Origin of the sequence: Variovorax sp. JS1663, assembly GCF_002157355.1 — a bacterium.
Taxonomy (GTDB): Bacteria; Pseudomonadota; Gammaproteobacteria; order Burkholderiales; family Burkholderiaceae_C; genus Variovorax.
Genome location: NZ_LYMK01000010.1, coordinates 83434 through 106207 on the forward strand (window position 1 = coordinate 83434; position 22774 = coordinate 106207).

At 70.7% G+C, this 22774-nt stretch carries 22 protein-coding genes; 15 read left to right on the forward strand and 7 right to left on the reverse strand.

All coding sequences use genetic code 11. From position 1 onward, the window contains the following. Positions 1–27: 27 nt before the first annotated feature. The 3 genes from A8M77_RS11035 to A8M77_RS11045 are packed head-to-tail and all read right to left on the reverse strand — an operon-like array spanning position 28 to position 3381. On the reverse strand, positions 28–900 hold the full coding sequence (locus tag A8M77_RS11035; RefSeq protein WP_086921605.1) for a helix-turn-helix domain-containing protein: 873 nt from the start codon (positions 898–900) through the stop codon (positions 28–30). Between the two features lie 30 nt (positions 901–930). After that, complete coding sequence (locus A8M77_RS11040; protein WP_086921604.1) at positions 931–2043, reverse strand: porin; 1113 nt, start codon at positions 2041–2043, stop codon at positions 931–933. A gap of 54 nt (positions 2044–2097) precedes the next feature. Beyond that, on the reverse strand, positions 2098–3381 hold the full coding sequence (locus A8M77_RS11045; protein ID WP_086921603.1) for an MFS transporter: 1284 nt from the start codon (positions 3379–3381) through the stop codon (positions 2098–2100). Positions 3382–3810: 429 nt separating this feature from the next. Between A8M77_RS11045 and A8M77_RS11050 the strand changes: the two genes are divergently transcribed. After that, positions 3811–4086, forward strand: coding sequence for a helix-turn-helix domain-containing protein (locus A8M77_RS11050; RefSeq protein ID WP_086921602.1), 276 nt, complete (start codon positions 3811–3813; stop codon positions 4084–4086). A 4-nt stretch (positions 4087–4090) separates the two neighbouring features. Next, a complete protein-coding gene (locus A8M77_RS11055; RefSeq protein ID WP_086921601.1) occupies positions 4091–5422 on the forward strand; it encodes a type II toxin-antitoxin system HipA family toxin in 1332 nt (443 codons plus the stop codon). A gap of 18 nt (positions 5423–5440) precedes the next feature. On the opposite strand, the gene A8M77_RS11060 is transcribed toward A8M77_RS11055, so the two are convergent. Next, positions 5441–6397, reverse strand: coding sequence for a LysR family transcriptional regulator (locus tag A8M77_RS11060; protein WP_158100914.1), 957 nt, complete (start codon positions 6395–6397; stop codon positions 5441–5443). Between the two features lie 101 nt (positions 6398–6498). Between A8M77_RS11060 and A8M77_RS11065 the strand changes: the two genes are divergently transcribed. The 11 genes from A8M77_RS11065 to A8M77_RS11115 all read left to right on the forward strand — a co-directional run bounded on the left by A8M77_RS11065 (position 6499) and on the right by A8M77_RS11115 (position 18448). Then, a complete protein-coding gene (locus tag A8M77_RS11065; RefSeq protein WP_192871585.1) occupies positions 6499–7764 on the forward strand; it encodes an alpha/beta hydrolase in 1266 nt (421 codons plus the stop codon). Between the two features lie 8 nt (positions 7765–7772). Further along, complete coding sequence (locus A8M77_RS11070; RefSeq protein WP_086921599.1) at positions 7773–9476, forward strand: AMP-binding protein; 1704 nt, start codon at positions 7773–7775, stop codon at positions 9474–9476. After that, entirely contained in the window at positions 9473–10093 is a 621-nt protein-coding gene (locus A8M77_RS11075) for a VOC family protein (protein ID WP_086921598.1), read from the forward strand. The genes A8M77_RS11070 and A8M77_RS11075 overlap by 4 nt, the downstream gene beginning before the upstream one ends. Next, positions 10090–11229 carry an FAD-dependent monooxygenase gene (locus A8M77_RS11080; RefSeq protein WP_086921597.1) on the forward strand — a complete coding sequence of 380 codons (1140 nt, stop codon included), beginning with the start codon at positions 10090–10092 and terminating at the stop codon, positions 11227–11229. The genes A8M77_RS11075 and A8M77_RS11080 overlap by 4 nt, the downstream gene beginning before the upstream one ends. Positions 11230–11342: 113 nt before the next feature. Further along, positions 11343–12380, forward strand: coding sequence for a Bug family tripartite tricarboxylate transporter substrate binding protein (locus A8M77_RS11085; protein ID WP_158100913.1), 1038 nt, complete (start codon positions 11343–11345; stop codon positions 12378–12380). 2 nt (positions 12381–12382) lie between these two features. Beyond that, positions 12383–13537, forward strand: coding sequence for an FAD-dependent monooxygenase (locus A8M77_RS11090; protein WP_086921595.1), 1155 nt, complete (start codon positions 12383–12385; stop codon positions 13535–13537). A 39-nt stretch (positions 13538–13576) separates the two neighbouring features. Then, positions 13577–14863 carry an alpha/beta hydrolase gene (locus A8M77_RS11095; protein WP_086921594.1) on the forward strand — a complete coding sequence of 429 codons (1287 nt, stop codon included), beginning with the start codon at positions 13577–13579 and terminating at the stop codon, positions 14861–14863. Between the two features lies 1 nt (position 14864). After that, positions 14865–16625 carry an AMP-binding protein gene (locus tag A8M77_RS11100; RefSeq protein ID WP_086921593.1) on the forward strand — a complete coding sequence of 587 codons (1761 nt, stop codon included), beginning with the start codon at positions 14865–14867 and terminating at the stop codon, positions 16623–16625. Between the two features lie 11 nt (positions 16626–16636). Beyond that, entirely contained in the window at positions 16637–16933 is a 297-nt protein-coding gene (locus A8M77_RS11105; protein ID WP_143694581.1) for a hypothetical protein, read from the forward strand. After that, positions 16926–17339 (forward strand): PaaI family thioesterase, encoded by a 414-nt coding sequence (locus A8M77_RS11110; protein ID WP_086921591.1) that lies wholly within the window; start codon positions 16926–16928, stop codon positions 17337–17339. The genes A8M77_RS11105 and A8M77_RS11110 overlap by 8 nt, the downstream gene beginning before the upstream one ends. A 2-nt stretch (positions 17340–17341) precedes the next feature. Then, complete coding sequence (locus tag A8M77_RS11115) at positions 17342–18448, forward strand: mandelate racemase/muconate lactonizing enzyme family protein (protein ID WP_086921590.1); 1107 nt, start codon at positions 17342–17344, stop codon at positions 18446–18448. Positions 18449–18456: 8 nt separating this feature from the next. On the opposite strand, the gene A8M77_RS11120 is transcribed toward A8M77_RS11115, so the two are convergent. The 3 genes from A8M77_RS11120 to ppk2 are packed head-to-tail and all read right to left on the reverse strand — an operon-like array spanning position 18457 to position 21346. Beyond that, positions 18457–19311, reverse strand: a complete 855-nt coding sequence (locus A8M77_RS11120; RefSeq protein ID WP_086921589.1) for a lipase family protein — start codon at positions 19309–19311, stop codon at positions 18457–18459. Positions 19312–19315: 4 nt separating this feature from the next. Then, positions 19316–20368 carry an extracellular catalytic domain type 1 short-chain-length polyhydroxyalkanoate depolymerase gene (locus tag A8M77_RS11125; RefSeq protein ID WP_086921588.1) on the reverse strand — a complete coding sequence of 351 codons (1053 nt, stop codon included), beginning with the start codon at positions 20366–20368 and terminating at the stop codon, positions 19316–19318. A gap of 60 nt (positions 20369–20428) precedes the next feature. Then, positions 20429–21346, reverse strand: coding sequence for a polyphosphate kinase 2 (ppk2, locus tag A8M77_RS11130; protein ID WP_086921587.1), 918 nt, complete (start codon positions 21344–21346; stop codon positions 20429–20431). A 146-nt stretch (positions 21347–21492) separates the two neighbouring features. Here ppk2 and A8M77_RS11135 point away from each other — a divergent pair, with 146 nt between their 5' ends. After that, on the forward strand, positions 21493–21675 hold the full coding sequence (locus tag A8M77_RS11135; RefSeq protein ID WP_086921586.1) for a hypothetical protein: 183 nt from the start codon (positions 21493–21495) through the stop codon (positions 21673–21675). An 11-nt stretch (positions 21676–21686) separates the two neighbouring features. Next, positions 21687–22715, forward strand: a complete 1029-nt coding sequence (locus A8M77_RS11140) for a transporter (protein ID WP_086921585.1) — start codon at positions 21687–21689, stop codon at positions 22713–22715. Positions 22716–22774 lie beyond the last annotated feature (59 nt).

Sequence of the window (22774 nt, forward strand, 5' to 3'; positions counted from 1 at the left end):
TCCGATTCGTCCAAGCCTCACGGCGTGTCAGGCCACCGGTTGCGGGTCCAGCAGGTCCTGCGGCAGCTCGTAGGCCCACTCGGATGGCTGCACCAGCGCCATGCGCCGCCGCAGCGCACCCGGGGAGCGGCCCAGCAGCGCGCGGAACTCCCGGGCCATGTGCGCATGGTCCGCGAAGCCCGACCGCCGCGCGACGGACGGCAGCAAGGGGCCGCCGCGCCGCGCGCCGGCCTGCACCTGCCAGAGCGACAGCTGCAGCCGCGCGAGCCGGATCAACAGCCTGGGCGGCACGCCGAAGGTGTCGAGGCAGCGGCGGTGCAACTGCCGCCCGCCCAGGCCGGCATGCTCGGCCAGCGCCGACACCTGCATGAAGGGCAGTTGCCAGAACAACCGCTGCACCATGCGCGCCAGCGGCAGGGCACGGCTCGCGGACGCACGCTGCAGCCGCCGCTCCAGCAGCATCTCCAGCACATGGACCTGGCGCGCCACCGTGGCCTGCTCCGGCATGCGATCGGAGATCTCCAGGCGTTCGCGCGGCGACAGCACGGCGCCGGCATCGACCCAGCGATCCGTCAGCTCGCCGGCAGGCAGGCGGCACACATCCGTGAGCCGGCCGGGCTTGAACAGCACCACCGTGGTCTCCGGCTCGTCGATGTACTCGCGCGATGCCTCGCGGGTCATGGCACCGGCGAAACAGGCGCCGGTCGTCGCGTGTCCGTTCGCCGGGTCGCGCAGGCTGCCGCTGTGGACGATGGTGAGCGTGGCGTACAGGTTGGCCGGGAAGGCGGCGGGGCTGGCCGGCCCCGCCGCTGCATCGTCGCTGCGCCGCCGCACCACGTAGCCCATCACCTCGTCGGCCAGGGCCGGCGACGGCGGCAGGAGGGTGACACGCGAGGGCATTCGCTGGGGTTGGGCGCCACAAGGGTCGCTTTAGAACCGGTGACGCATGCCCACCATCCACGCGGTGCGCCGGGTGGCGCCGTTGGGCACACCGCTCGGGCTGCTGGTCAGCTGCAGGTGGGTCAGCGTGGTGCGATCGACGGAGGCATAGAGATCGGTCCGCCGCGACAGGAAATAGTCCACGAGCAGAGCCAGAAAGCGGCCTCGACCCTCGGGCGCGCCGGGCGTGTGGAAGCTCTGCCGGATCGACCAGTACTGCGCCCCGACGAAGAAGGCCGGCGCCACCTCGTAGGTGCCGCCCACCGACCACATGTCGCGCTGCCTGACCCGGTTGGCGAGCTGGCCGGGCCGCGCCGGCGCGATGGTGTTCTCGACGCCGGTGCCCACCATCAGCAGGGCGGTGTTGAGCCCATCGTCGAAGCGGGCGCTGGCCAGCGCGACGTTCAGGTAGAGCGGCCCCTTGGTGTACGCCGCCCCGAGCAGGGAGGCCTGCGCCTTGCGGTCGGCGTTGTCCCGCCGCTCGAGGTAGCCCCCGCCCACGCCGATGGGCCCGTCGCTGTACTTCAACATGCCGCCGCGCGACTTGCCCATGGTCGTGCTGAAGGGGGCACCCTCCCCTGCGCTCGCCTGCAGCGCCAATGTCCAGCCGTTGGCGACAAGCTGGTACTTCACCTGGTTGTCGTTGCGCACGCCGAGCGCGAGCGCGACATCGGGCTTGTAGGCATTGAGGAAGGGGCCGACCGGCATGAAGGCGCCGAAGGTGCTGGCCGTGACATCGAAGAGCACGTTGTACTGCCTGCCCAGCGTCACCCGGCCCCAGCTCGCACTCTGCAGCCCGACCCAGGACTGCTGGAAGTCGGGCCCGGGGTCGCCGACGCCCGTGTCGGCCTGGAAGCGCCGGTCGAGGTTGGCGATGGCCTTCAGCCCGCCGCCCAGGTCTTCGACGACGTTCAATCCCCAGCGGCTCGGCGCGAGTCCACCCGACATGACCGACTTGACGGTGTACGCGCCGCCCGGCCCCTGCGAGTCGCTGATGCGCATGCCGAGGTCCACGACGCCGTACAGCGTCACGCTGGACTGGGCATGGGTGGTGAAGGCCAGCGCAGCCAGCACGGCGCCGAAGACCAGGGATCTCTGGGTCACGGATGAATCTCCTCGTGGTAGTGGTTGTGGTGATGAAAATGGGGAAGGCGCTGCTCAGCACGCGTCCGCAGCGAAGCGGTAGGGCCCGAGCGCCAGCGCCGCGACGGCACATGCCGTGCACGCGGCAGCCGCGGTGCCATAGATCGCGCCATAGCTGCCGAGCGCGTCGAAGGCGATGCCGAACAGCACGGGGCCGCCGACGCCGCCCAGCGCGTAGACGCCGAAGAGGCAGCCGAAGGTGGCGCCGAAGGCGCGCAATCCGAAATAGCGGCGCACGACGAACGGAATGAAGTCGCCCTCGGCGCCGATCGCGAAGCCGGCCAGGAAGGCGCCGGTCGCCAGCACCGGCAGCGTGCGCTGGCCGTCCGCGGCGAGCAGCGCGAGGCCCACCGCGCCCAGCAGGAAGGCGAGCGCGATCAGCCGCGTTGCACGCACCACGTCGAGCAGGGCTCCGACGAGCACCCGTCCGAGAGCCACGCCGGCACCCGACAAGGCCACCACCTGTGCGGCGGCAGCGCCGGGCAGGCCGCGATCGGTCAGCAGCGACGCCATGTGCACCGAAGCGCCGAGGCCTGCTGCGGAGACCACGAACACGATCAGCACCAGCCCCCAGAAGCGCGCACTGCGCACGACCACCGGGAAGCTGTCGCCCACCGGCGACGAGGCTGCGGCCGTGGGCTGCCGCGCTGCGGCGGACGCCATCGACGGGCCGCCGAACAGCAAGGCCATCGACGCGGCGGCCAGGACGAAGGACAGCGCGGCGAGGCCCAGGTAGGCCGTGCGCCATCCCCACGCTTCGATCCATTGCTGCGCCAGCATCGGCATCGCCACGGTGCCGAGCCCGAGGCCCAGCATCGCCGCGCCGAGCGCGAGCCCGAGCCGGCGGTCGAAGTGACGCGCCAGCACCGACAGGTAGCCGGCGGGCGTGGTGCCGACGCCCAGCAGGCCGATGGCGAAGCCGAGCGCGGCCAGCGCGGCAGGACTGGCCGGTATGCATGACAGGCAGGCGATCGAGACGGCCATGGCCAGCGCGGACGCACCGATGACCCGGGGCGCGCCGAGCCGGTCGATCGCGCGGCCCACGATCAGCGAGCCCACGGCCACGCCCACCATCGCCAGCGCCGTCGCGGCGGCGGTCTGCCCACGGCCCCAGCCGAAGTCGCCGGCCATCGGCTTGAGGAAGACCGACAGCGTGCCGAAGTAGAGGGCGCCGAAGCCGCCGGCCATGCCCAGGGCGGCGCCCAGCACGCGCAGGAGTTGCCGGGTGGCGTCCGCGCCCTCGCGCAGCGGCCTGCCTGCGGCTTCGACGCCGCGTGCGGCCGATGGGGTCGAATTCATGTGGAACTCCTGGTGGGTGGTCGACGGCAAGCCACCCGCAAGGGACGGGCGCGCAGGCGCCTCCGGCGCCCGCCTTGGGCGAAGCGCTGGTGGTGGCTCGATGGATCGGGTGGGGCGCGCCGGCTGCGGCGCCGGGGTCAGCCGCTGCGGCGCGGCGCCGCGCGGGGCGATGAAGGAAGGGTGGCCATGCGTGTCTCCATGCCACGGATGCGTGGCTTCTCGTTGGCCCGTAGCTTAGGGACGGCTGCTGCGCCGATCCAATCGAAGCTCACCATAGAGAACATGCACGGCGTGAATAGTCCCGCCGGGCCAGAGTCGAAGCCATTCGACCGATGGAGTGGGTCGATCCATAAATGCCAACATCATGAGTAAATTGCGTTTTACCAATTAAATCAATAAAATACGATCTACTCATTTCATGGGTGAGCGATGCACCAGGTCCTTTCCCTCTCCTCGCAGCTCGGTGCCTGGATCAAGGCCGCCCGACGCGACGCGGGTTTGTCGCAGCACGCGCTGGCCGAGCGGCTGGGCATCAGCCAGAGCCGCGTTTCCCACATGGAACTCAATCCGGGCTCGGTGAGCGTCGAACAACTGCTCGCCATCTGCGCCGTCCTGGGCCTGGAGATCATGGTCGGCCCCAGATTGGCGTCTCCCGCGCCGGGCGAGCCCCACGGCGTCCGCGAGCCGCCGCCGGTGGAGTGGTAGCCCCATGGGCCGCAGGTCGCACACCCGCTCGCTCTCCATCTGGGCCAACGGCGAGCGCGTCGGCAGCTGGCGCATTCCCGGGCGCGGCGCAGACGAGCTGCACTACGACGAGGCCTGGCTGCGCTCGCCCGCCCGCCGGCCGCTGTCGCTCTCGCTGCCCTTGATCGGCCACGCCGCGCACAAGGGCGAGGTCGTCCGAAACTACTTCGACAACCTGCTGCCCGACAGCCTTCCCATCCGGGAACGCATCGCGCGGCGCTTCCAGACCGAATCGGCCGACGCCTTCGACCTGCTGCAGGCCATCGGACGCGACTGCGTGGGCGCCATCCAGTTGCTCGGCGAAGACGACGGTCCACCGGCTGTCGACCGCATCGAGGGCACGCCGCTCAGCGAGCAGGACGTCGAACGCCTGCTCGCCAACACCGGGGCCCCGGGCGCCCTCGGCGCGCCCGAGGACGAACTGCGCATCTCGCTGGCCGGCGCCCAGGAAAAGACGGCCCTGCTCTGGCACGGCGGCCAATGGCTCAGGCCGCAGGGCGCGACGCCCACGACGCACATCCTGAAGCTGCCGCTGGGCCTGGTCGGCCATCGCCGGGCCGACTTCAGCACGTCGGTGGAGAACGAATGGCTCTGCCTCAACCTCCTCCAGGCCTACGGCGTGCCCGTGCCCAACTCGGCGATCCTGCGCTTCGGCGCACAGAAGGTGCTGGCGGTCGAGCGCTTCGACCGGCAATGGCACTCCTCGGGCCGCTGGCTGCTGCGCCTTCCCCAGGAGGACTTCTGCCAGGCCCTGGGCCGCCCCCCGCACCTCAAGTACGAAGCCGACGGCGGCCCCGGCATGCTCGACCTCGCGCGGGTGCTGCGCCAGTCGGTCGACGCGCATCAGGACCTGGGGACACTGCTCACCGCGCAGATCCTCTTCTGGATGCTCGGCGCACCCGACGGCCATGCCAGGAACTTCAGCATCCGCCTGCTGCAGGAAGGCCGCCTGCGCCTCACGCCGCTGTACGACGTGATGTCGATCTGGCCGATCGAGGGCAACGGGCCCAACCAGTTCTCGCGCCACGAAGCGAAGCTGGCGATGGCCGTCCTCGGAAAGAGCAAGCACTACCACTTCAAGACCATCTGCCGCCGGCATTTCAACGCCACGGCGCAGATGTGCTTCTACGGGGCGAATGCGGAGGGCCTGATCGCCGCCCTCGTCGAACGCACGCCGGAGGTCATCGCGCGGGTCTCGGCACGCGTGCCCGCGGGTTTTCCGCAGCAGGTCGCGGACCGCATCTTCGCCAGACTGGCCGCTTCGGCCGAAGGCCTCGCCGCCATGCCGGCCCGATAGCTTCCTTATCTTCAGGGCTCAGCGCTCGTCGATCTCCATCGACCCGCCCTCCTCCGCGGCCTCGCCCGGGCCGCGCACGAAGTGCCCGGCAAAGAAGTTGCGCAGCCAGCGGATGCCCGCATCGTGGTGGAAGCGCGGGTGCCAGAACTGCCGGATCTCGATCGCCGGCAGCTCGAAGGGCAGCTCGGAGGTGACGAAATCGTCCTTCGGCATCAGGGTGTGCGTGAGCGTGCATGCCGCCGTCGCGATCAGGTCGGTGGAGCGCAGCAGCATGGGCAGCACCAGGAAGTGCGGAAACTCCACCTGCACGCGGCGCGTGAGCTTGCGCTCGGCCAGCGCGCGGTCGATGCGGCTGGTGACCTGGTACCAGGTCGGCGACGGCACCGCGTGCGCGGCCGCGACGTAGTCCTCGAGCGTCAGCGGCTTGCCCGCCAGCGGATGGCCGCGCCGCATGACGCAGACGAAGCGGTCGACCACCAGCCGCTGCTGGAAGTAGCCCTCGGTGGGCGTCGGAATGCTGCCGATGGCCAGGTCGGCCGCGCCGCTCTCCATCGCCGCGGACAGCGCCTCGTGGCCGAACTGCAGCACCGACACGCGCACCCCCGGCGCATGGGCGCTGATCTCCTGCATCAAGGGCGGAAGGAAGACCGACTGCCCGATGTCGGTCAGCACCAGCTTGAACTGGCGGTCCGAGGTGGCGGGGTCGAACTTGTTGCTCTGCTCCAGCCCGGCCGCCAGCATGGCCAGCGCGGAGCGCACCGGCTGCGCCAGGTCGATCGCATAGGGCGTGGGCTGCATGCCGCGGCTGGTGCGAACGAACAGCGGGTCGTCGCACAGGCCGCGCAATCTCGACAGCGCATGGCTCATCGCGGGCTGCGACAGGCCGATGCGCGAACCCGCGACCGACACGTTTCGCTCGGTCATCAATGCATCGAAAACCCGCAGCAGGTTCAGGTCGAAGGTATTGATATTCATGGCCTGCATTGTCCTTATGGCGAGCTTCGATTGGATTGATCGCGCCGCCGTCCCTAAGCTCATCTCCAGCGAACAACATCGATTGTGGACAGGAGACAAGCATGCCGCTACCCGAGGGCGCCACGGACGCCATCGCCACCACCACCGCCGGGCTGCAGGGCTCGCACTGGCGTGGAGACCACCTGCCCGATGGCGTCTCGATGACGGCGCACAGCCTGCGCACGGAGGACGGCGCCAGCGTCACCGGCTACCTGTTCAGCCGGGGCGGGGAGCGCAGCGTGTGCTGCGCCATGCATCCGCGCGAGATGGTCGTGACCTCCTACCTGGTGCCGGAGGTGCTGCGCGGCGGCGCCGCCATGTGGGTGATGGGCGCGCGCACCGTGGGCAACGACATTCGCCTCGAGCACGAGACCGCGGTGCACGACCTCGCGGCCGGCCAGCGCTTCCTGCGCGACCGTGGCTTCGCGCACCGCATCCTCGTGGGCACCTCGGGCGGCGCCGCCCTCGCCGCGCTCTACAACCAGCAGGCCGCCCTGCCCGGCGAGGCCCGCATCCAGCGCTCGCCGGGCGGACGGCCGACGAAGCTCGAGCAGGCCGACCTGCCGCTGCCTTCGGGCCTGGTCTTCATTTCGCCCCACCTGGGCCCGGGCGAACTGCTGGTGCGCTGCATCGATCCCTCGGTGGTGGACGAGCGCGACCCGCTGCAGACGGATGAGAGCCTGTCGGCCTTCCATCCCGGCAACGGCTGGCACGACGCGCCCCGGAGCGCCAGCTACTCGACAGCCTTCGTCGAGCGCTACCGCGCCGCCCAGCACGCGCGCGTGGCCCGCATCGACGCCTTCGCACAGGACGCCGTGGCGCGCAAGCAGGCCGCGCGGCGCCGCGTGAAGGAGCGCGGCGATCGCGCCGACGCCGTGCTCGCCGCCTGGTCGCCGATCTTCAACGTGTGGCGCACCGATGCCGACCTGCGCTGCTTCGATCTGTCGCTCGATCCCTCCGACCGCGCCTACGGCACGCTGTGGGGCGCCGATCCCATCGCCTCGAACTACGGCAGCGTCGGCTTCGCACGCGTGTGCACGCCGGAGAGCTGGCTCTCCAACTGGTCGGCGCATTCGTCGAACGCCTCGATGCTGCGCTGCGCCGAGTCCATCACGCAGCCCACGCTGATGATCGAGTACACCGGCGACAACAGCGTCTTCCCGGCGGATGCGCAGCGCATCTTCGACGCCATCGGCGTGGCCGGCAAGCAGCGAGCGCGCATCCGCGGCAACCACCAGGGCGGCCCGATCCGCAAGGGCGAGCCCGGCGGCCAGCAGGAAGCCGGGGCGCGGATCCGCGAGTGGCTGGAAGCCCAGCGCTTCGTCTGAGGGGAACCATGGCCCTCGACCGACAAGCCCACGGGATCGGCGTGCGCGATCCGATGCCCGGCGTGACCTACCCGCCGGCGGACGTGCTGGCGCGCTACGTGCAGGCCGGCGCACTCACGCGCGAAACCCTCGCGGGCGCACTGGTGGCTGCCTTCGAGCGGCACCGCGACCGGCCGGCCATCGTCGGCCCGCAGGCGTCGCTCACGCACGGCCAGCTCGACGAACGCTCCGACCGGCTCGCCGCCGCCCTCCTGGCGCTCGGCATCCGGCCCCGGGAGCGCGCACTGTTCCAGCTCGCCAACTCGGCCGAGTTGATCGTGGCGGTACTCGCCTGCCTGAAGCTGGGCGTGATCCCGGTCTGCACGCTCGCGAGCCATCGCGAACTGGAGATCGGCACGCTGGGCCGGCAATCGGAGGCCAGCCTGTGGTTCGTGCAGGGCGACGATCCGCGCTTCGACTTCACGGCCTTCGCCGAGCGCCTGCGTCCGGCCATCGACAGCGTGCGCGAGGTGGTGGTCGTGGGCGGCGAGCCGCGCACCGGCCAACACGGCATGGAGGCGCTGATCGCGGCGCAGCCGCACCGCGAGGCGCAGCGCGTCGCGCGCGCCGCGATCGCGCAGCTCGATCCCTTCCAGGTCGCCGTGTTCCAGCTCTCCGGCGGCACCACCGGCGTGTCGAAGCTGATCCCGCGCTTTTCCAACGAGTACCTCTTCAACATGCGCGCCGTGCTGGAAGCCGCCGCCCGCCGCGCGCCCGAGGTCTGCTTCTGCGGCGGCCCCTTCCTGCACAACGCCGGCTTCGTGCTTCACTGGGGACCGGCCCTCCTGCTGGGCGGCGCCATCGCCATCGGCAAGGATCTCGGCGCGGAAGGCCTGTGCACGCTGTTCCTGCGCGAGCGGCCGACCTGGGCCTACCTGCCCAAGCCGCTGGCGATCCGCCTGGCCGACGGGCTGCGCGCGCGCGGCGCGGTGCTGGATTCGCTCGCCACCGTGATGACGACCGCGTCTGCCGCCTACGTGCGGCGCGAGCTCGGCGCCCGCGCCATCAACATCTACGGCATGGCCGAGGGCATCGTGATGATGCCGCGCGCCGACGATCCCTTCGAGCTCATCGACGCCAGCGTCGGCGCGCCGCTGTCGCCGCTGGACGAGGTGCGCATCGTGCGCGCCGGTTCGGCCGAGGCGCTGCCGGCCGGCGAGACCGGCGAGCTGCTGGTGCGCGGCCCCACCACGCTGCACGGCTACTACCCGGCCGACGAGCGCGGACGGAACCCGTTCATCGACGACGGCTGGCTGCGCACCGGCGACCTGATGCAGCGGGTGCGCATCGGCGGGCGCGACTGCTACGCCTTCAAGGGGCGGCTCAAGGACGTGATCAAGCGCGCCGGCGAGTCCATCGATTGCGACGAGGTCGAGCGCGCCCTGCGCGACCACCCCGCCGTCGCCGACGTGGCGCTGGTCGGCGTGCCCGACGCGCGCTACGGCGAGCGCGCCTGCGCCTGCCTGGTGCTGAAGCCCGGCGCTGCCGCACCGGGCGTGGCCCAGCTGGGCGAGCACTTCGCGCGCCTCGGCTTCGCGAAATTCAAGTGGCCCGAGTTCATCCACGTGACGACGGCTTTTCCCCTCACCCCCTCGGGGAAGCTCTCCAAGCCGCTGCTGCGCGAGCAGGCGAAGGCGGCCATCGAGGGCGATCACAAGGAGCAACAACCATGACGACGAATCCGAACCCGGCCGCAGCGGCCGCCACCCGCCCCCTGGTCCTGCACGGCGTGCACCACACCGCGCGCCCGACCTGGAAGCTGCGCGAGACGGTGGAGTTCTACCGCGATGCGCTGGGCCTGCCGCTCGTGCATGCGGTCTCGGCCAAGGGGTGGGGCCGCGAGGCGCATCCCGACTTCGTGCACTTCTTCTTCGACAGCGGCAACGGCAGCACCATCGCCTTCTTCTACTACCTGGGCACGCAGCGGCCCGAGTGGCTGGAACCGCGCCGCGAGGACCACAACTACCGCGCCACGCACACCGCCTGGCAGGTGCGCGACCGTGAGGCGCTGCAGGCATGGAAGGAGCGCCTGGAGGCCCGCGGCATCGGCGTCTACCAGACGCCGCACGAGGTCATCGAGTCGATCTACTTCCAGGACCCGAACGGCTACGGCCTCGAGATCACGGTCGCCACCCGCCCCTTTCTGCCCGCGGACGCGCTGGACGCGGCGCGCACGCTGGAGGCCGCCATGGCGCTGGAGGACCAGGCCGGCGGTCCCCTGGGCATGAGCGGCATCGAGGCCGTCTGGCGGCGCAAGGCCGAGGCGCTGGAGACGAAGGCGGCGCCATGAAGATCCTGATCGTCGGCGGCGGCCCCGCGGGGCTGCTCTTCGGCTACCTGATGAAGCGCCGCGATCCCGGCCACGAGATCGCCATCGTGGAGCAGAACCCGCGCGATGCCACCTACGGCTTCGGGGTCGGCCTGGCGGACGGCGGCATGCAGAAGCTGCGCGCGGCCGATGCCGAGCTCCACCATCGCCTCGCGCTGCAGCTCACCTACACCACGCGCCAGGAGTTCCGCCACGGCGGCGACAGCGTGTGGTTCGACCGCCTCAAGGCCAACGGCGCCATTCCCCGCATGGCGCTGCTGCAGACGCTGGAAGGCCTTTGCGAGGCGGTCGGCATCCGCGTGCGGCACGGGGTCCGACTCGGCGGCCTGCAGGAGATCGATGGGGGCTTCGACCTGGTCGTCGGCGCGGACGGCGCCAACTCCATCGTCCGCACCGGGCTGGGCGCCGCCCTCGGCACGTCGATGTCGCTGCTGACCAACCGCCTGGCCTGGTACGGCACGCGCAAGGTGCACCCGCATTCGATGCTGAGCTTCCGCTTCGCGCGGGGCGGTGTGTTCATCGGCCACTTCTACCCCTATGCGCCGGACATGAGCACCTTCGTCGCCGAGTGCGACGCGCCGACCTGGGAGGCGCTCGCGCTCGGCGCCATGCATGCGGATGAGCGCCGCGCGCTGGTGCAGCAGGTGTTCGCCGAGGAGCTGGAGGGCCAGCCGCTGCTCGAGAACAAGTCCGAATGGCGCCAGTTTCCGGTGGTCGCCAATACGCGCTGGCACGCCGGTCGCCACGTGCTGCTGGGCGATGCGCTGCGCACGGTGCATCCGTCGATCGGCTCGGGCACGCGCCTGGCGTTCGAGGATGCGCTGGCGCTGTGGGAGGCTTTCGGCCGCCACCGCACGGACGTGCCGTCGGCGCTGGAGGACTTCGTCCAGACCCGCAGCCCGTCGATGCAGAAGCTCACCGATGCGGCGCGCCGCAGCTATCTGTGGTACGAAGGCATCCGCGATCGGATGGAACGCATGGACGCCGTCGAACTCGGCTACGACTTCCTGATGCGCACCGGCCGCATCACGCACGAGCGCCTGCGCGCCGAGTACCCGCAGTTCGTCGAGCGCTGGGACCAGCGGAGGCGTGCATGAGCCGCAGGGCCGCTCCCAAGGCGAATAGCACCGCAGCCGAAGGCGAAGGTACTCCAGTGAGCCGCACGGCCGCTCCGAAGGCGAATACCGCAGCCGAAGGCGAAGGTACTCCAGTGAACCGGCGACAGCTCTGCAGCCTCGCGGCCGCACTGCTGCCATGGGCCGCGGCGGCCGAGACCTGGCCGGCCCGGCCCGTCCGCGTGATCGTCAGCAGCGCCCCCGGCAGCGCGCCCGATACGGTGGCGCGCATCGTGGGCCAGGCGATGGCCGAGGAGCTGGGGCAGCCGCTGGTGATCGACAACCGCGTCGGCGCCAACGGCCTCATCGGCGTCGACGCGGCCGCGCGCGTGCCGGCCGACGGCTACGGCCTGCTGATCGCGCCGCAGGGGACGATGAGCGCCAACCCGCACCTCTATGCGCGGCTGCCGCAGGACCCGCTCGCCGCCTTCGTCGGCGTGACCCGCCTGGCCTCGGGTGCCTTCTTCCTCGCGGTGCGCAGCCAGCTGGATGTCGCCTCGTTGCCCGAGCTGATCGCCCAGGCCCGCGCAAAACCAGGCCGGCTGAACGGCGCCATCCCCGCGCCGGGCAGCGTGCCGCACCTGACGACCGAGCTGTTCCGCCGTGCATCGAAGATCGAGTTCAACGCGGTGCCCTACAAGACCACCACCGCCGCCGCGGCTGCCGTGGCAGCGGGCGAGGTCGACTTCGTCATCGAGACCCTGGCCACGCTGAAGCCGCACCTCCAGGCCGGGCGGGTGCGCCTGCTGGCGATCGCCGCAACGGCGCGCAGCGACATCGCGCCCGAGGTCCCCACCTTCGCCGAAGGCGGCGTGCCGCAGATGGAAGTCGCAGGCTGGATCGGCCTGTTCGCGCCGGCCGGCACCAGGGCCGAGGTGATCGCCATCCTGCAGCGCTGCGCCGGCCGGGCGCTGCGCCGGCCGCAGGTGCAGCAGGCGCTCGCCGGCATGGCCCTGCCCGCCGACGGCACCGCCGGCGATGCCTTCACCGCCCAATGGAAGGCCGACTCCGAACGCTGGGCCCGCGTGATCCGCGAGGCCCGCATCCGGCTCGATCCGCCCGACGCGCCAACGCCGGGCCGACCCGCCGCTCCCCCGCCCTCCGCGGGCTCCCTCCCCACCTCGACTCCCTGACCATGAACATCGACATCGTCGGAGGCGGGCCCTCGGGCCTGTACCTCTCCCTTCTGCTGCGCCGCCGCCGCCCCGGCTGGCGGCTGCGCGTCTTCGAACAGAACCCGCGCGGGGCGACCTTCGGCTTCGGCGTGGTGCTGGCCGACAGCGGCCTGCACCGGCTGCGCGAGGCCGATGCGCCCACGCACGACCGGCTGGTCGCCGCCATGCGCTTCGCCGACCGCCAGCGCATCGTGCACCGCGAGTCGCCGATCGAGGTGCTCGCGCCCAGGCCGGCGGGCGCCATCACGCGCATCGATCTGCTGGAGATCCTCACGGCGGCGGCGCTGGAGCGCGGCGTGGAGATCCATCACCGCCAGCGCATCACGCAGGACGACGTCGAACGCTCGCTGCGCGAGGCCGACCTGGTGGTCGGAGCGGACGGGGTCCATTCCATCGTGCGCCAGTGCGACGAAGCGGGCTTCGGCACCACGAAGTCTTCGCTCGGCAATCGCTTCGCGTGGTACGGCACGACCAAGGTGTTCCCCTCCCCGGCGCTGGTCTTCCGGCCGCAGGGCACGGGGTCCTTCGTCGCGCACTACTACCCTTACAGCGATGGCATGAGCACCTTCGTGGCCGAGTGCGATGCGCGCACCTGGGAGGAAGGCGGCTTCGGCGCGCTGGACGACGCCGAGCGCCAGGCGCGGATGGAAGCGCTGTTCGCACCCGAGCTGGAAGGGCATGCGCTGATCTCCAACAACTCGTCCTGGAAGCCCTTCCAGGTGTTGCGCAATGCGCGCATGCACGCCGGCCGCAAGGTGCTGATCGGCGACGCCCACGCCAGCGCGCACCCGACCATCGGCTCCGGCACCCGCATCGCCATCGAGGACGCGATCTCGCTCGCCGATGCGCTCATCGCGTCCCCCGACGTCGACGAGGCCTTGGCCGTGCACGAGCGCACGCGCGGCCCGGAGAAGGCCAAGCTGATCGGCGCCTCCGAGCGCTCCTACCTCTGGTACGAGGACTTCGGCCGCCGCATGGCCGCGCTCGATCCGCACGAGTTCGTCTACAGCTACATGACCCGCACCGGGCGCATCGACGACGAGCGCCTCGCGGCGCAGTTCCCGGAGCTCATGAAGGTGATCGGCGAGCGCCGCCGCGCAGCCGCCACTCCCTGAGGCCCCTGCGCCTCGTTCTTTCCCCCCAGAGTGATACCCATGACAGAGACAAGCACCACGCCGCGCATCAGGCCCGGCACCGCCCCGACCGCCGGCCTGCGCGGCGCCCATTGGGATCCGTCGCGCCTGCCAGTCGGGCACCACGTCAGCACGCAGGTCGGCATGGCCGCCGACGGCGTGCCTGCCACCGGCCTGCTCTATGCGCGCGGCGGCGAGAAGACCGCCGTGCTCGCGATGCATCCGCGCGAATTCCTTGCCACCCATTACCTGGTGCCGGAAGTCCTGCGCGCCGGTGCGGCGATCTTCCTGCAGATGCCGCGCGCCATCGGCAACGACCTGCGGCTGGAGCACGAGACCACGGTCTTCGAGGTCGGCGCCGGCGTCGGCCTGCTGCGCGGCCTGGGCTACGAGAAGATCGTGCTGCTGGGCAATTCCGGCGGCGCGCCGGTGATGGCGCTCTACATCCAGCAGAGCCTGGCCGCGCCCGGCCAGCGCCTGGAGACCACCGCGTCCGGACGGCCGGTCGCGCTGAACGCCGCCTCGCTGCCGACGGTCGACGGCTTGCTGCTGGTCTCGGCCCACGAAGGACCGGGACTGCTGCTGCAGGACTGCATCGACGGCTCGCTGACGGACGAGCACGACCCCTTCTCGATCGACCGCAGCCTCTCGCCCTTCGAGGCGAAGAACGGATTTCACCGCCCGCCGGAGAGCGCGTCGTACACGCCGGCGTTCATCGAGCGCTATCGCGCCGCGCAGAAGGCGCGCGTGGCCCGCATCGACGCGCAGGCCCGCGCCATGATCGAGGAGCGCGTCGCGGCGCGCCGCCAGGCCAAGGACGCGCCTTCGCCCGCCCTGCTCGCCAGCGCCGCGCACCAGCAGGTGATCCAGGTCTGGCGCACCGATGCGGACCCACGCTGCTTCGACCTCAACCTCGACCCCTCCGACCGCGCCTACGGAAGCGTGTGGGGCGCGAACCCCGTCGCCTCCAACTTCGGCACCGTCGGTTTCGCCCGCCTGTGCACGCCCGAGAGCTGGTTGTCGACCTGGTCGGCCAACAGCTGCGTGGCCTCGCTGCCGCGCTGCGCACCGGCCATCGAGCAGCCCACGCTGCTGGTCGAGTACACGGGCGACAACGCGGTCTTTCCCGAAACGGCGAAGCGGGTCATGGGCCTGATCGGCGCCGGCGACAAGACTCACGTGCGCATTCCGGGCAATCACCACGGAGCCTCGCTCGGCCGCGACTACCCCGACGGCCGTGATGGCGCCGGCCGCAGCATCGCGCAGTGGCTGCAAGAGCGCTTTCCCGTCGCCCAGGGAGTGATCTGACATGCAGCAGCAGCAACCACGCATCGGCGTCGAAGCCCCCATCCCGGGCGTCGTCTATCCGCCGCAGGAAGCGCTGGAGCGCTACGTGGCCGGGGGCGCCCTGGGCTTCCGCACCCTGCCCGATGCCCTGCGCGCGGCGATGCGCACGCATGCGGACAAAGTCGCCATCAGCGCGCCCGAGGGTTCGCTGACCTTCAGCGAACTCGACCAGCAGACCGACCGCGCCGCCGCCGCCCTGCTCAAGCTCGGGTTGAAGCCGCTGGACGCGGCCATCTTCCAGCTCGCGAATTCCACCTCGCTGGTGGTGGCGGTGATCGCCTGCTGGAAGGCCGGCATCCTGCCGGTGTGCACGCTGGCGGCGCACCGCGAGCACGAGATCGGTTACCTCGCCAACCACACCCGTGCGCGGGCCCACTTCGTGCTGGACGATGACCGCAAGTTCGACCACGTGGGCTTCGCGATGAAGATGCGCAGGAAGGCGCCCACGCTCGCCTTCACCATCGTCGCCAATGCGAACAAGCTGGGGCTGCTGGGTCGCCTGGCCTCGGTGTTCAAAAGCGCCACGGCGGAGCCGCACGACCCGAAGACGCAGGTGTACTCGCTGCGCCGCCTGATCGACGGCATGGACCCGGGCGAGGCCCGCACGCTGCTCGCGCGCGTGCAGCACGATCCCTTCCAGGCAGTGGTGTTCCAGCTCTCGGGCGGCACCACCGGCGTGCCGAAGGTGATCCCGCGCATGCACAACGAGTACCTCTACAACATGGAGCTCGTGGCGCGGCACCTGGGCTGGTCGAGCGGGGACGCGATCTTCTATCCGCCGCCGATGATGCACAACGCCAACATGGTGTGCGGCTGGGGCCCGGCCCTGCTCGCGGGCGTGCGCAACATCATCGTGCCCGAGCCCGACGCGCGCGACTTCGCCCGCGTCATGATGTTCCAGAAGCCGACCTGGATCGGCGTCACGCGCGCCATCCTGATGCGCATCAGCGACGCGGTCGCCGGCAAGCTCATCAGCTTCAAGTCGCTGCGCGGCGTGATGTCGATGAACGCCTCCGAGCTGGTGCGCAAGGAGATCGGCGTGTTCGGCGCCCACGTGTTCGGCATGACCGAGGGCGTGGTGATGATGACGCACCGCGACGACAGCGCACGCGCGCAGGACAAGACGGTGGGACGGCCCCTGTCGCCCTTCGACGAGGTGAAACTGCTCGTGCCGGGCACCGAGAACGAGGCGGCCGAGGGCGAGGTCGGCGAGTTGGCGGTACGCGGCGCCTACACCATCCACGGCTACTTCGACGCGCCCGAGCAGGACGCGCGCGCCTTCACCTCCGACGGCTTCTACCGCTCGGGCGACCTGATGTCGCGCTGCGTGATCGAGGGCAAGACCTACTACGTCTTCGAGGGCCGCATCAAGGACGTGGTCGATCGCGGGGGCGAGAAGATCAGCTGCGAGGAGGTCGAGCTGGCCGTCGGCGCGCATGCCGCGGTGGCCGACTGCGCGGTGGTGCCGATGCCCTGCGAGACCTTCGGGGAGCGCGCCTGCGCCTTCGTCGTGCCGCGCAACGGCCGCGGCGCACCAGCCCTGCACGAGTTGCAGGCGCACCTGCAGGGTTACGGCCTGGCGAAGTTCAAGTGGCCCGAGCGCATCGAGGAAATCAACGCCCTGCCGACCACCAAGGCCGGCAAACCCGACAAGCAGTCGCTGCGCTCGCTGATCGCCGAGCGCGTCGGCGCGGAGACCGCGGCCGCGAAAGCGCTTCAATGAAGGAAGACACCATGAAGATCGAGACGCAAAAGCAGCAAGCCCGGGCCGTCGTCTACGTGCTCGACGTGCCCGAGTTCTCGGCCATCGTGCAGGCCTCGGCCAACACGCCCGGCGTCGAGGTGACGAAGGAAGACGCGTACTGGCGGGTGTCGGCGCCGCGCGAGCTGAGCTTCAGCCGGCGCGGCCTGCGGATGAAGCCGGCGGTGTGGTGGGGCATGTTCACCGGCGGCCTGGTGGGCCGCATCGCCGAGATGACGCCCAACTACGTGCGCATCGTCGCCGACGCGCAGGAGGAAACGCATGCCTGAGACGCCCGAAGGCTTCGCGCCGTTGAACCGCACCAGCCCCTACCTCGCGCTGGTCGGCCCGCTGTTCCAGAAGGCGCGCCCCGGCCGGACGCTGCAGGTGGGCATGCGCATCGAGGCGCGCCATGCGAACCATGCCGGCGCGGCGCACATCGGCATCCTGTGCCTGCTGGCCGACATCGCGATGGGCTACGCGACCGCACTCTCGACCGAGCCGCCGACGCCGGTGGGCACGGTCAACCTGTCGCTGGACTTCGTGTCCACCGCCAAGGTGGGCGACTGGATCGAGTCGGAGGTCGAGGTGGTCCGCGTCGGGCGCCGGCTTGCCTTCGCCAGCTGCTACCTGCTGGTCGAAGGCAGGCGCGTGGCGCGCGCCAGCACGGCGCTGAACGTGGTGGCGCAGACCTGACCATGGCGGTGCGCATCCGCAGCGTCGAGCTGTCGCTGCTGCGGCACGTGCTGGAGCAGCCGGTCGGTGGATCGGGCGTGGCCTGGGTGGACGTGCTGCTGGCGCAGATCGACGCCGGCGACGGGCTGCGCGCCTTCGGCTTCAGCTATGCGCTGGGCAGCTCGGGCGTGCCGAGCTTCTTCAGCGCCTGCGAGATCGCGCGCTCGCTGCTGGACGCGCCCGATGCCACGATCGATCCGGCGCAGCGCTGGCTGGACTGGGCGCGCGGCTTCCACCGCACCGGCAAGGGGCCGAACTACCTGGGACTGTGCGCGCTCGACGTCGCGCTGTGGGACCTGAAGGCGAAGGCCCAGGGGGTGCCGCTATGGCGCTGCTTCGGCGACACCTGCCCCGACGCACCGCTCTACCAGAGCGCCGGCTTCGGTGCCGCGGACACCGAGGCGCAGACGCTGCGGCAGTTGACCCGGGCGGCGGACGATGGCTATGGCGCCGTGAAGCTGCGGATCGAGGGTGTGCCCGACGACGCGCCGCGCGTGAAGGCCGCGCTGCGCCTGGCCGAGGACCGTGGCCTGCGCCTCATGCTGGACGTCAACGAGAAGGGCCGCCCCGCGGGCTTCGCCGACTTCGAGGCCCGTGTGCGCACGCTGCCCATCGAGTGGATCGAAGAACCCTTTCCCGCCGGGGAACTTCGCAGCTGGCGCGCCCTGGCGGCGGCGAGCCCCCTGCCGCTCGCGGGCGGGGAGCACATGCAGGGCCTCCCGGAGCTGATCCCCTTCGTCGACGAGCGCCTGCTTCGCGTGGTGCAGCCGGACCTGGCGATGATGGGCGGGCTCTCGGAGTGCCTGCGGGTGTCGCGCGAAGCATCACGGCACGGCCTGCAGGTCGCGCCGCATTTCCTGCCGGGCCTCTTCGTCCACCTCGCCGCGGCCGTGCCGCGCCTGCAGTGGCTCGAACACTTTCCGCTGATCGAGCCGCTCTTCGACGGCTGGCCGGTGCCCTGCGCGCGGCAGCGGCTCGCGCCGGGCACGGCCCCAGGGCACGGCCTGCAGCCCGCACCCCGGGCGCGGCAGGCGCCGGTGCTGCAGCACGAGCGGATCGGCGCGCGCTGACGCCTTCTTCAGTCGAAATACGCCCTTGCGTAGTTGATCGGCGCATGGTCCGCCAGGTCGCGCAGCAGCACCGCGCCGCGCTTCCATGCATGGTCGATCACGTAGCGTGCACGGCCCTGCGCGCGGTCGCTCTCGATGAAGCCGACGTCCGGGTTGTGCATGGCCTGGCCGTCGCAGCTGATGTAGGTGGTGGGCCCCGCGTGGGCGTAGAGCGAGAAGGCCGGCGGCAGCTGGGTGACGATGTCGCAGCCGTCGACCAGGCGCAGCATCTCGATGCCGGCGAGCGCGCCGACGAAGGCCGTGTTGCCGACGCGCGGCGCGCCGAGCGTGACCAGCAGCGTGGGCGGCAACACGGTTGCAGTGAGCGTCGCGAGTGCCCCGCCCAGGCTGTGGCCGGTGAAGATCAGCGCCCGGCGACCGGCGCCCTCCCCGTCGCTCAGCCATTCGAGCACGGCCGGCAGCAGCGCGCGAGCCGCCCGCGCGAAACCTGCATGCACCCGGCCGCCGCTCTCGGGCCAATCGACCTGATGCGCCTGCAGGTTGGTGGCGATGTCGCGGATCTCGTCGGGCTGGGTGCCGCGGAACGCGACCAGCGCCGTGCCCTCGGCATGCATCGCGGCAAAGGCGAAGCTGTGGGTGCCGTCGTCCACGATGAGCGTGGGCGCACCGAAGCCCGCCTGCGCCAGCGCCTCGGCCAGCCGCCGATGTTCGTCCTCCGAGGCCTCCGCCCGGTAATAGGTCAGCCGCGCCGCCTCGATGGCCCACTGGGTGGGGGTGAAGGGCTGGCCCGCCCTGAACAGCGTCTCGTGGCGCTCGGGCGAGTACAGCGCCGTGCGGCTGGGGTCGTAGTCGATGGCGGTCATGGTTTCACGGCGCGGCGGCTGCCGCCTTGAATTGCCGGGACACGAAGGCCCAGACCAGCCGCGAGGCATTGGGCCCTGCGGCGTCGCTGAAAGGCAGGCGCGGCGCGCCGCCGCTCCAGGCATGGCCCAGGCCGGCGATCTCGCACAGCATCACGAAGGTGCGGCCGCCACGCTTGAACTCGGTCACGCGCATGGGATGGCGCTTGCCGCGCTGCACGGTGCGCTCGATGCCGGGCTTGGCGCCGGTGGCGGTGGCCCAGACCGACGCCGTGCTCATGGCGTTGCTGGCCGAGACCACCAGGTCCGCGTCGCCATGCAGCACCAGCAGGGGCGGCAGCGTGGTGAAGACGGCGGCGGCGCCCATGGCCTTTCCCACCGCGGTCGCGGGCATCGGCGGCACATGGCGCCCCCGCATGGCGCCAAGCGCCGTGGCCGGCGAACGCGCCGCGCCCGGTGCCACGCCCGAATGCATCGCCGCCGCCTTGAAACGCACCGGGTACCGCGTGGCCATGAGCGCGGCCATGCCGGCACCGGCGGACAGGCCGACCACCGCGACACGCTCCCGGTCCACCGGATACAGCACGCCGACCTGGTCGATCGCCGCCATCAGCGTGGCGGCCTCGGCATCGGCCTTGCCGGAGCGCCGGTCGTACCAGTTCCAGCAGCCCTGCGGATGGACCAGCCGGTCCTGCTCCGGATAGAGAACGAAAAAACGTTCGCGCGCCGCGATCAGGTTCATGCGGGTGCTGGCGGCAAAGTCGCGCCCGGTCTGGCCGCAGCCATGCAGCATGACGACCAGGGGCAGGCGCTCGTCCCTGGCGATGTCGGGCGGCCGGTACAGGTGGTAGCGGCGCGCACCGCCGGGGCCGAGCGCCAGGCCGGGCAGCCAGTCACCCGGGCCGCGCGGCGGCTTGAATTGCTCGGCGGCGGCGCGCTGAACCTGATTGGCAATGCGCTTGCCGTTGCGAAGCGTGGCCTTGGTGAGTGCGTTCATCCCGCGCTGGTAGGCGCGAGTGAATGCCGAGGCGGCGGACGTGGAGGAACGGCGACGAGCCATGGTGCGTGAGCCGGGACTGGCCCTGCACCTTAGCAGCTTCCGCGCCGCCGCCGGCGAAGCCTAGTAGACCTCGGGCACGTACATCGAGGCCGGCACCGGCTGCCGCAGGTAGTCCGCATGGCGCACGCGCGCCGGCAGCTCGATCGGCGGATGCGGCACCTCGTGGTAGGGCATCTGGCCCAGCAGGTGGCTGATGCAGTTCAGGCGCGCCTTCTTCTTGTCCACCGCCTGCACCACCCACCACGGCGCTTCCTCGATGTGGGTGCGCTCCAGCATGGTTTCCTTGGCCTTCGTGTATTCCTCCCAGCGCCGGCGCGACTCCAGGTCCATCGGGCTGAGCTTCCATTGCTTGAGCGGGTCGTGGATGCGGCCGAGGAAGCGCATGTGCTGCTCCTCGTCGGTGATGGAGAACCAGTACTTGATCAGCTTGATGCCCGAGCGCACGAGCATGCGCTCGAAGTCGGGCACGGTGCGGAAAAACTCCTCGTACTCGTCGTCGGTACAGAAGCCCATCACGCGCTCGACGCCGGCGCGGTTGTACCAGCTGCGGTCGAACAGCACCATCTCGCCCGCGGCCGGCAGGTGCGTCACGTAGCGCTGGAAGTACCACTGGGTGCGCTCGCGGTCGTTCGGCGCAGGCAGCGCCGCGACCCGGGCCACGCGGGGATTGAGCCGCTGCGTGATGCGCTTGATCACGCCGCCCTTGCCCGCCGCGTCGCGGCCCTCGAACAGGATCACCACCTTCTGCCGGCTGTGCTGCACCCAGTCCTGCAGCTTGACCAGTTCGCCCTGCAGGCGGAACAGCTCCTTGAAATAGGCGCGGCGCGCGGCCTTGTCGGGCATGTGGCCCGATTCGAGTTCGTCGATATTGCGGTCCTCGATCTCGAGTTCGAGTTCCTCGTCATAGCTGTCGATCAGGTCACGCGCGATGCGCTGCATCAACTCGTCGTGGTCGCTCAAGGTAGGGGGCAACGTCATGGCTTGGCGGAAAACACAAGGGGAAACCCATGCTGCCCCTGCCAAATGACGAAACTGTGACAGACGGAAAGCACTGGCCGCGTCGTCACAACACTGACATACGGGGCGAACAGCATGGCGCGAGGCCTCACAACACCTCCAAGACCATGAGCTCGATCGCCGCCGAATCCTCGCTGGCCACCTACGTGCCCTTCATCCTCCTTGGGGTGGCACTGCTGATTGCGCTGGGCTTCGAGTTCGTCAACGGCTTCCACGATACGGCGAACGCGGTCGCCACCGTGATCTACACCCATTTCCCACACGCACATCTTCTGAGTTCCCGCTCCTGAACCGCCCCGTCTTGCCTTCGCCCCGGGATATTGCGGCCGCCTCCTACGGCGGCGATGAAGCCGGCCTGATCTGCGGCTACCTCTTCGATGCGGCAGCCGAGAAATCGTCGCGCGCCATCGATTCGAACTCGGCGGCGGCCTGGCTCGCGCAGCAGACGCAGCCCGACGGCGCCTACCTGTGGCTGCACTTCAACCTGAGCCACGCGCAGGCAGAGCGCTGGCTGCACCGGCACACGGAGCTGTCCGACACCTTCTTCGAGACGCTCAAGGACGGCATGCATTCGACCCGCATCGAACGGGCCGACGACTCGCTGATCGCCGTCATCAACGACGTGCATTTCGACTTCAGCTTCGAGCCTTCCGACATCTCGACGCTGTGGATCAACGTCGGCCCGCGCCTGGTCGTGACCGCGCGCACCAAGCCGCTGCGCTCGGTCGACGCCCTGCGCACGGCCGTGAAGGCCGGCGATGTGCCGCGCTCGAGCGCCGAGCTGCTGGAGCACCTGTTGCGGGTGCAGGCCGACGTGCTGGTGAACGTCGTGCGCGGCGTGACCGCCCGCGTCGATTCGATCGAGGACGAGCTGCTGACCGGCCGGCTCGACCACAAGCGCGCCCGGCTCGGCGAGATGCGCCGGCTGCTCGTGCGGCTGCAGCGCCTGCTGGCCCCGGAGCCGGGCGCGCTGTTCCGCCTGTTGCAAAAGCCGCCGGACTGGCTGGCCGAGGACGACGCCCAGAGGCTGCGCGGCGCGACCGAGGAGTTCTCGGTGGTTCTGCGCGACATGGGTGCGCTGCAGGAGCGCATCAAGCTGCTGCAGGAAGAGATCGCCGCCAACGTCAACGAGGACACCAGCCGCAGCCTGTTCGTGCTGACCGTGGTGACGGTTCTGGCCCTGCCCATCAACATCCTGGCCGGCCTGTTCGGCATGAACGTGGGCGGCATTCCGCTGGCCGAGGACAAGCACGGCTTCTGGGTGCTGGTGGGAATCGTGATCACCTTCACCGTGGTCGCGGCCTGGGTCGCCTTTCGCAAGAAGCGCTGAAAGCACCCGCGGGCGCACCTTGCCCGCTATCCATTCGATAGCACCCTCGACAGTCGCCA

What these genes read in the sequence shown, in the direction of transcription:
- A8M77_RS11070 (WP_086921599.1), top strand. Translation starts at nt 7,773, where the DNA reads ATGGCCCTCGACCGACAAGCCCACGGGATCGGCGTGCGCGATCCGATG.
- A8M77_RS11045 (WP_086921603.1), bottom strand. Translation starts at nt 3,381, where the DNA reads ATGAATTCGACCCCATCGGCCGCACGCGGCGTCGAAGCCGCAGGCAGG.
- A8M77_RS11050 (WP_086921602.1), top strand. Translation starts at nt 3,811, where the DNA reads ATGCACCAGGTCCTTTCCCTCTCCTCGCAGCTCGGTGCCTGGATCAAG.
- A8M77_RS11120 (WP_086921589.1), bottom strand. Translation starts at nt 19,311, where the DNA reads ATGACCGCCATCGACTACGACCCCAGCCGCACGGCGCTGTACTCGCCC.
- A8M77_RS11105 (WP_143694581.1), top strand. Translation starts at nt 16,637, where the DNA reads ATGAAGATCGAGACGCAAAAGCAGCAAGCCCGGGCCGTCGTCTACGTG.
- A8M77_RS11110 (WP_086921591.1), top strand. Translation starts at nt 16,926, where the DNA reads ATGCCTGAGACGCCCGAAGGCTTCGCGCCGTTGAACCGCACCAGCCCC.
- A8M77_RS11095 (WP_086921594.1), top strand. Translation starts at nt 13,577, where the DNA reads ATGACAGAGACAAGCACCACGCCGCGCATCAGGCCCGGCACCGCCCCG.
- A8M77_RS11060 (WP_158100914.1), bottom strand. Translation starts at nt 6,397, where the DNA reads ATGAATATCAATACCTTCGACCTGAACCTGCTGCGGGTTTTCGATGCA.
- A8M77_RS11125 (WP_086921588.1), bottom strand. Translation starts at nt 20,368, where the DNA reads ATGGCTCGTCGCCGTTCCTCCACGTCCGCCGCCTCGGCATTCACTCGC.
- A8M77_RS11035 (WP_086921605.1), bottom strand. Translation starts at nt 900, where the DNA reads ATGCCCTCGCGTGTCACCCTCCTGCCGCCGTCGCCGGCCCTGGCCGAC.
- A8M77_RS11115 (WP_086921590.1), top strand. Translation starts at nt 17,342, where the DNA reads ATGGCGGTGCGCATCCGCAGCGTCGAGCTGTCGCTGCTGCGGCACGTG.
- ppk2 (WP_086921587.1), bottom strand. Translation starts at nt 21,346, where the DNA reads ATGACGTTGCCCCCTACCTTGAGCGACCACGACGAGTTGATGCAGCGC.
- A8M77_RS11080 (WP_086921597.1), top strand. Translation starts at nt 10,090, where the DNA reads ATGAAGATCCTGATCGTCGGCGGCGGCCCCGCGGGGCTGCTCTTCGGC.
- A8M77_RS11055 (WP_086921601.1), top strand. Translation starts at nt 4,091, where the DNA reads ATGGGCCGCAGGTCGCACACCCGCTCGCTCTCCATCTGGGCCAACGGC.
- A8M77_RS11075 (WP_086921598.1), top strand. Translation starts at nt 9,473, where the DNA reads ATGACGACGAATCCGAACCCGGCCGCAGCGGCCGCCACCCGCCCCCTG.
- A8M77_RS11065 (WP_192871585.1), top strand. Translation starts at nt 6,499, where the DNA reads ATGCCGCTACCCGAGGGCGCCACGGACGCCATCGCCACCACCACCGCC.
- A8M77_RS11135 (WP_086921586.1), top strand. Translation starts at nt 21,493, where the DNA reads ATGAGCTCGATCGCCGCCGAATCCTCGCTGGCCACCTACGTGCCCTTC.
- A8M77_RS11090 (WP_086921595.1), top strand. Translation starts at nt 12,383, where the DNA reads ATGAACATCGACATCGTCGGAGGCGGGCCCTCGGGCCTGTACCTCTCC.
- A8M77_RS11100 (WP_086921593.1), top strand. Translation starts at nt 14,865, where the DNA reads ATGCAGCAGCAGCAACCACGCATCGGCGTCGAAGCCCCCATCCCGGGC.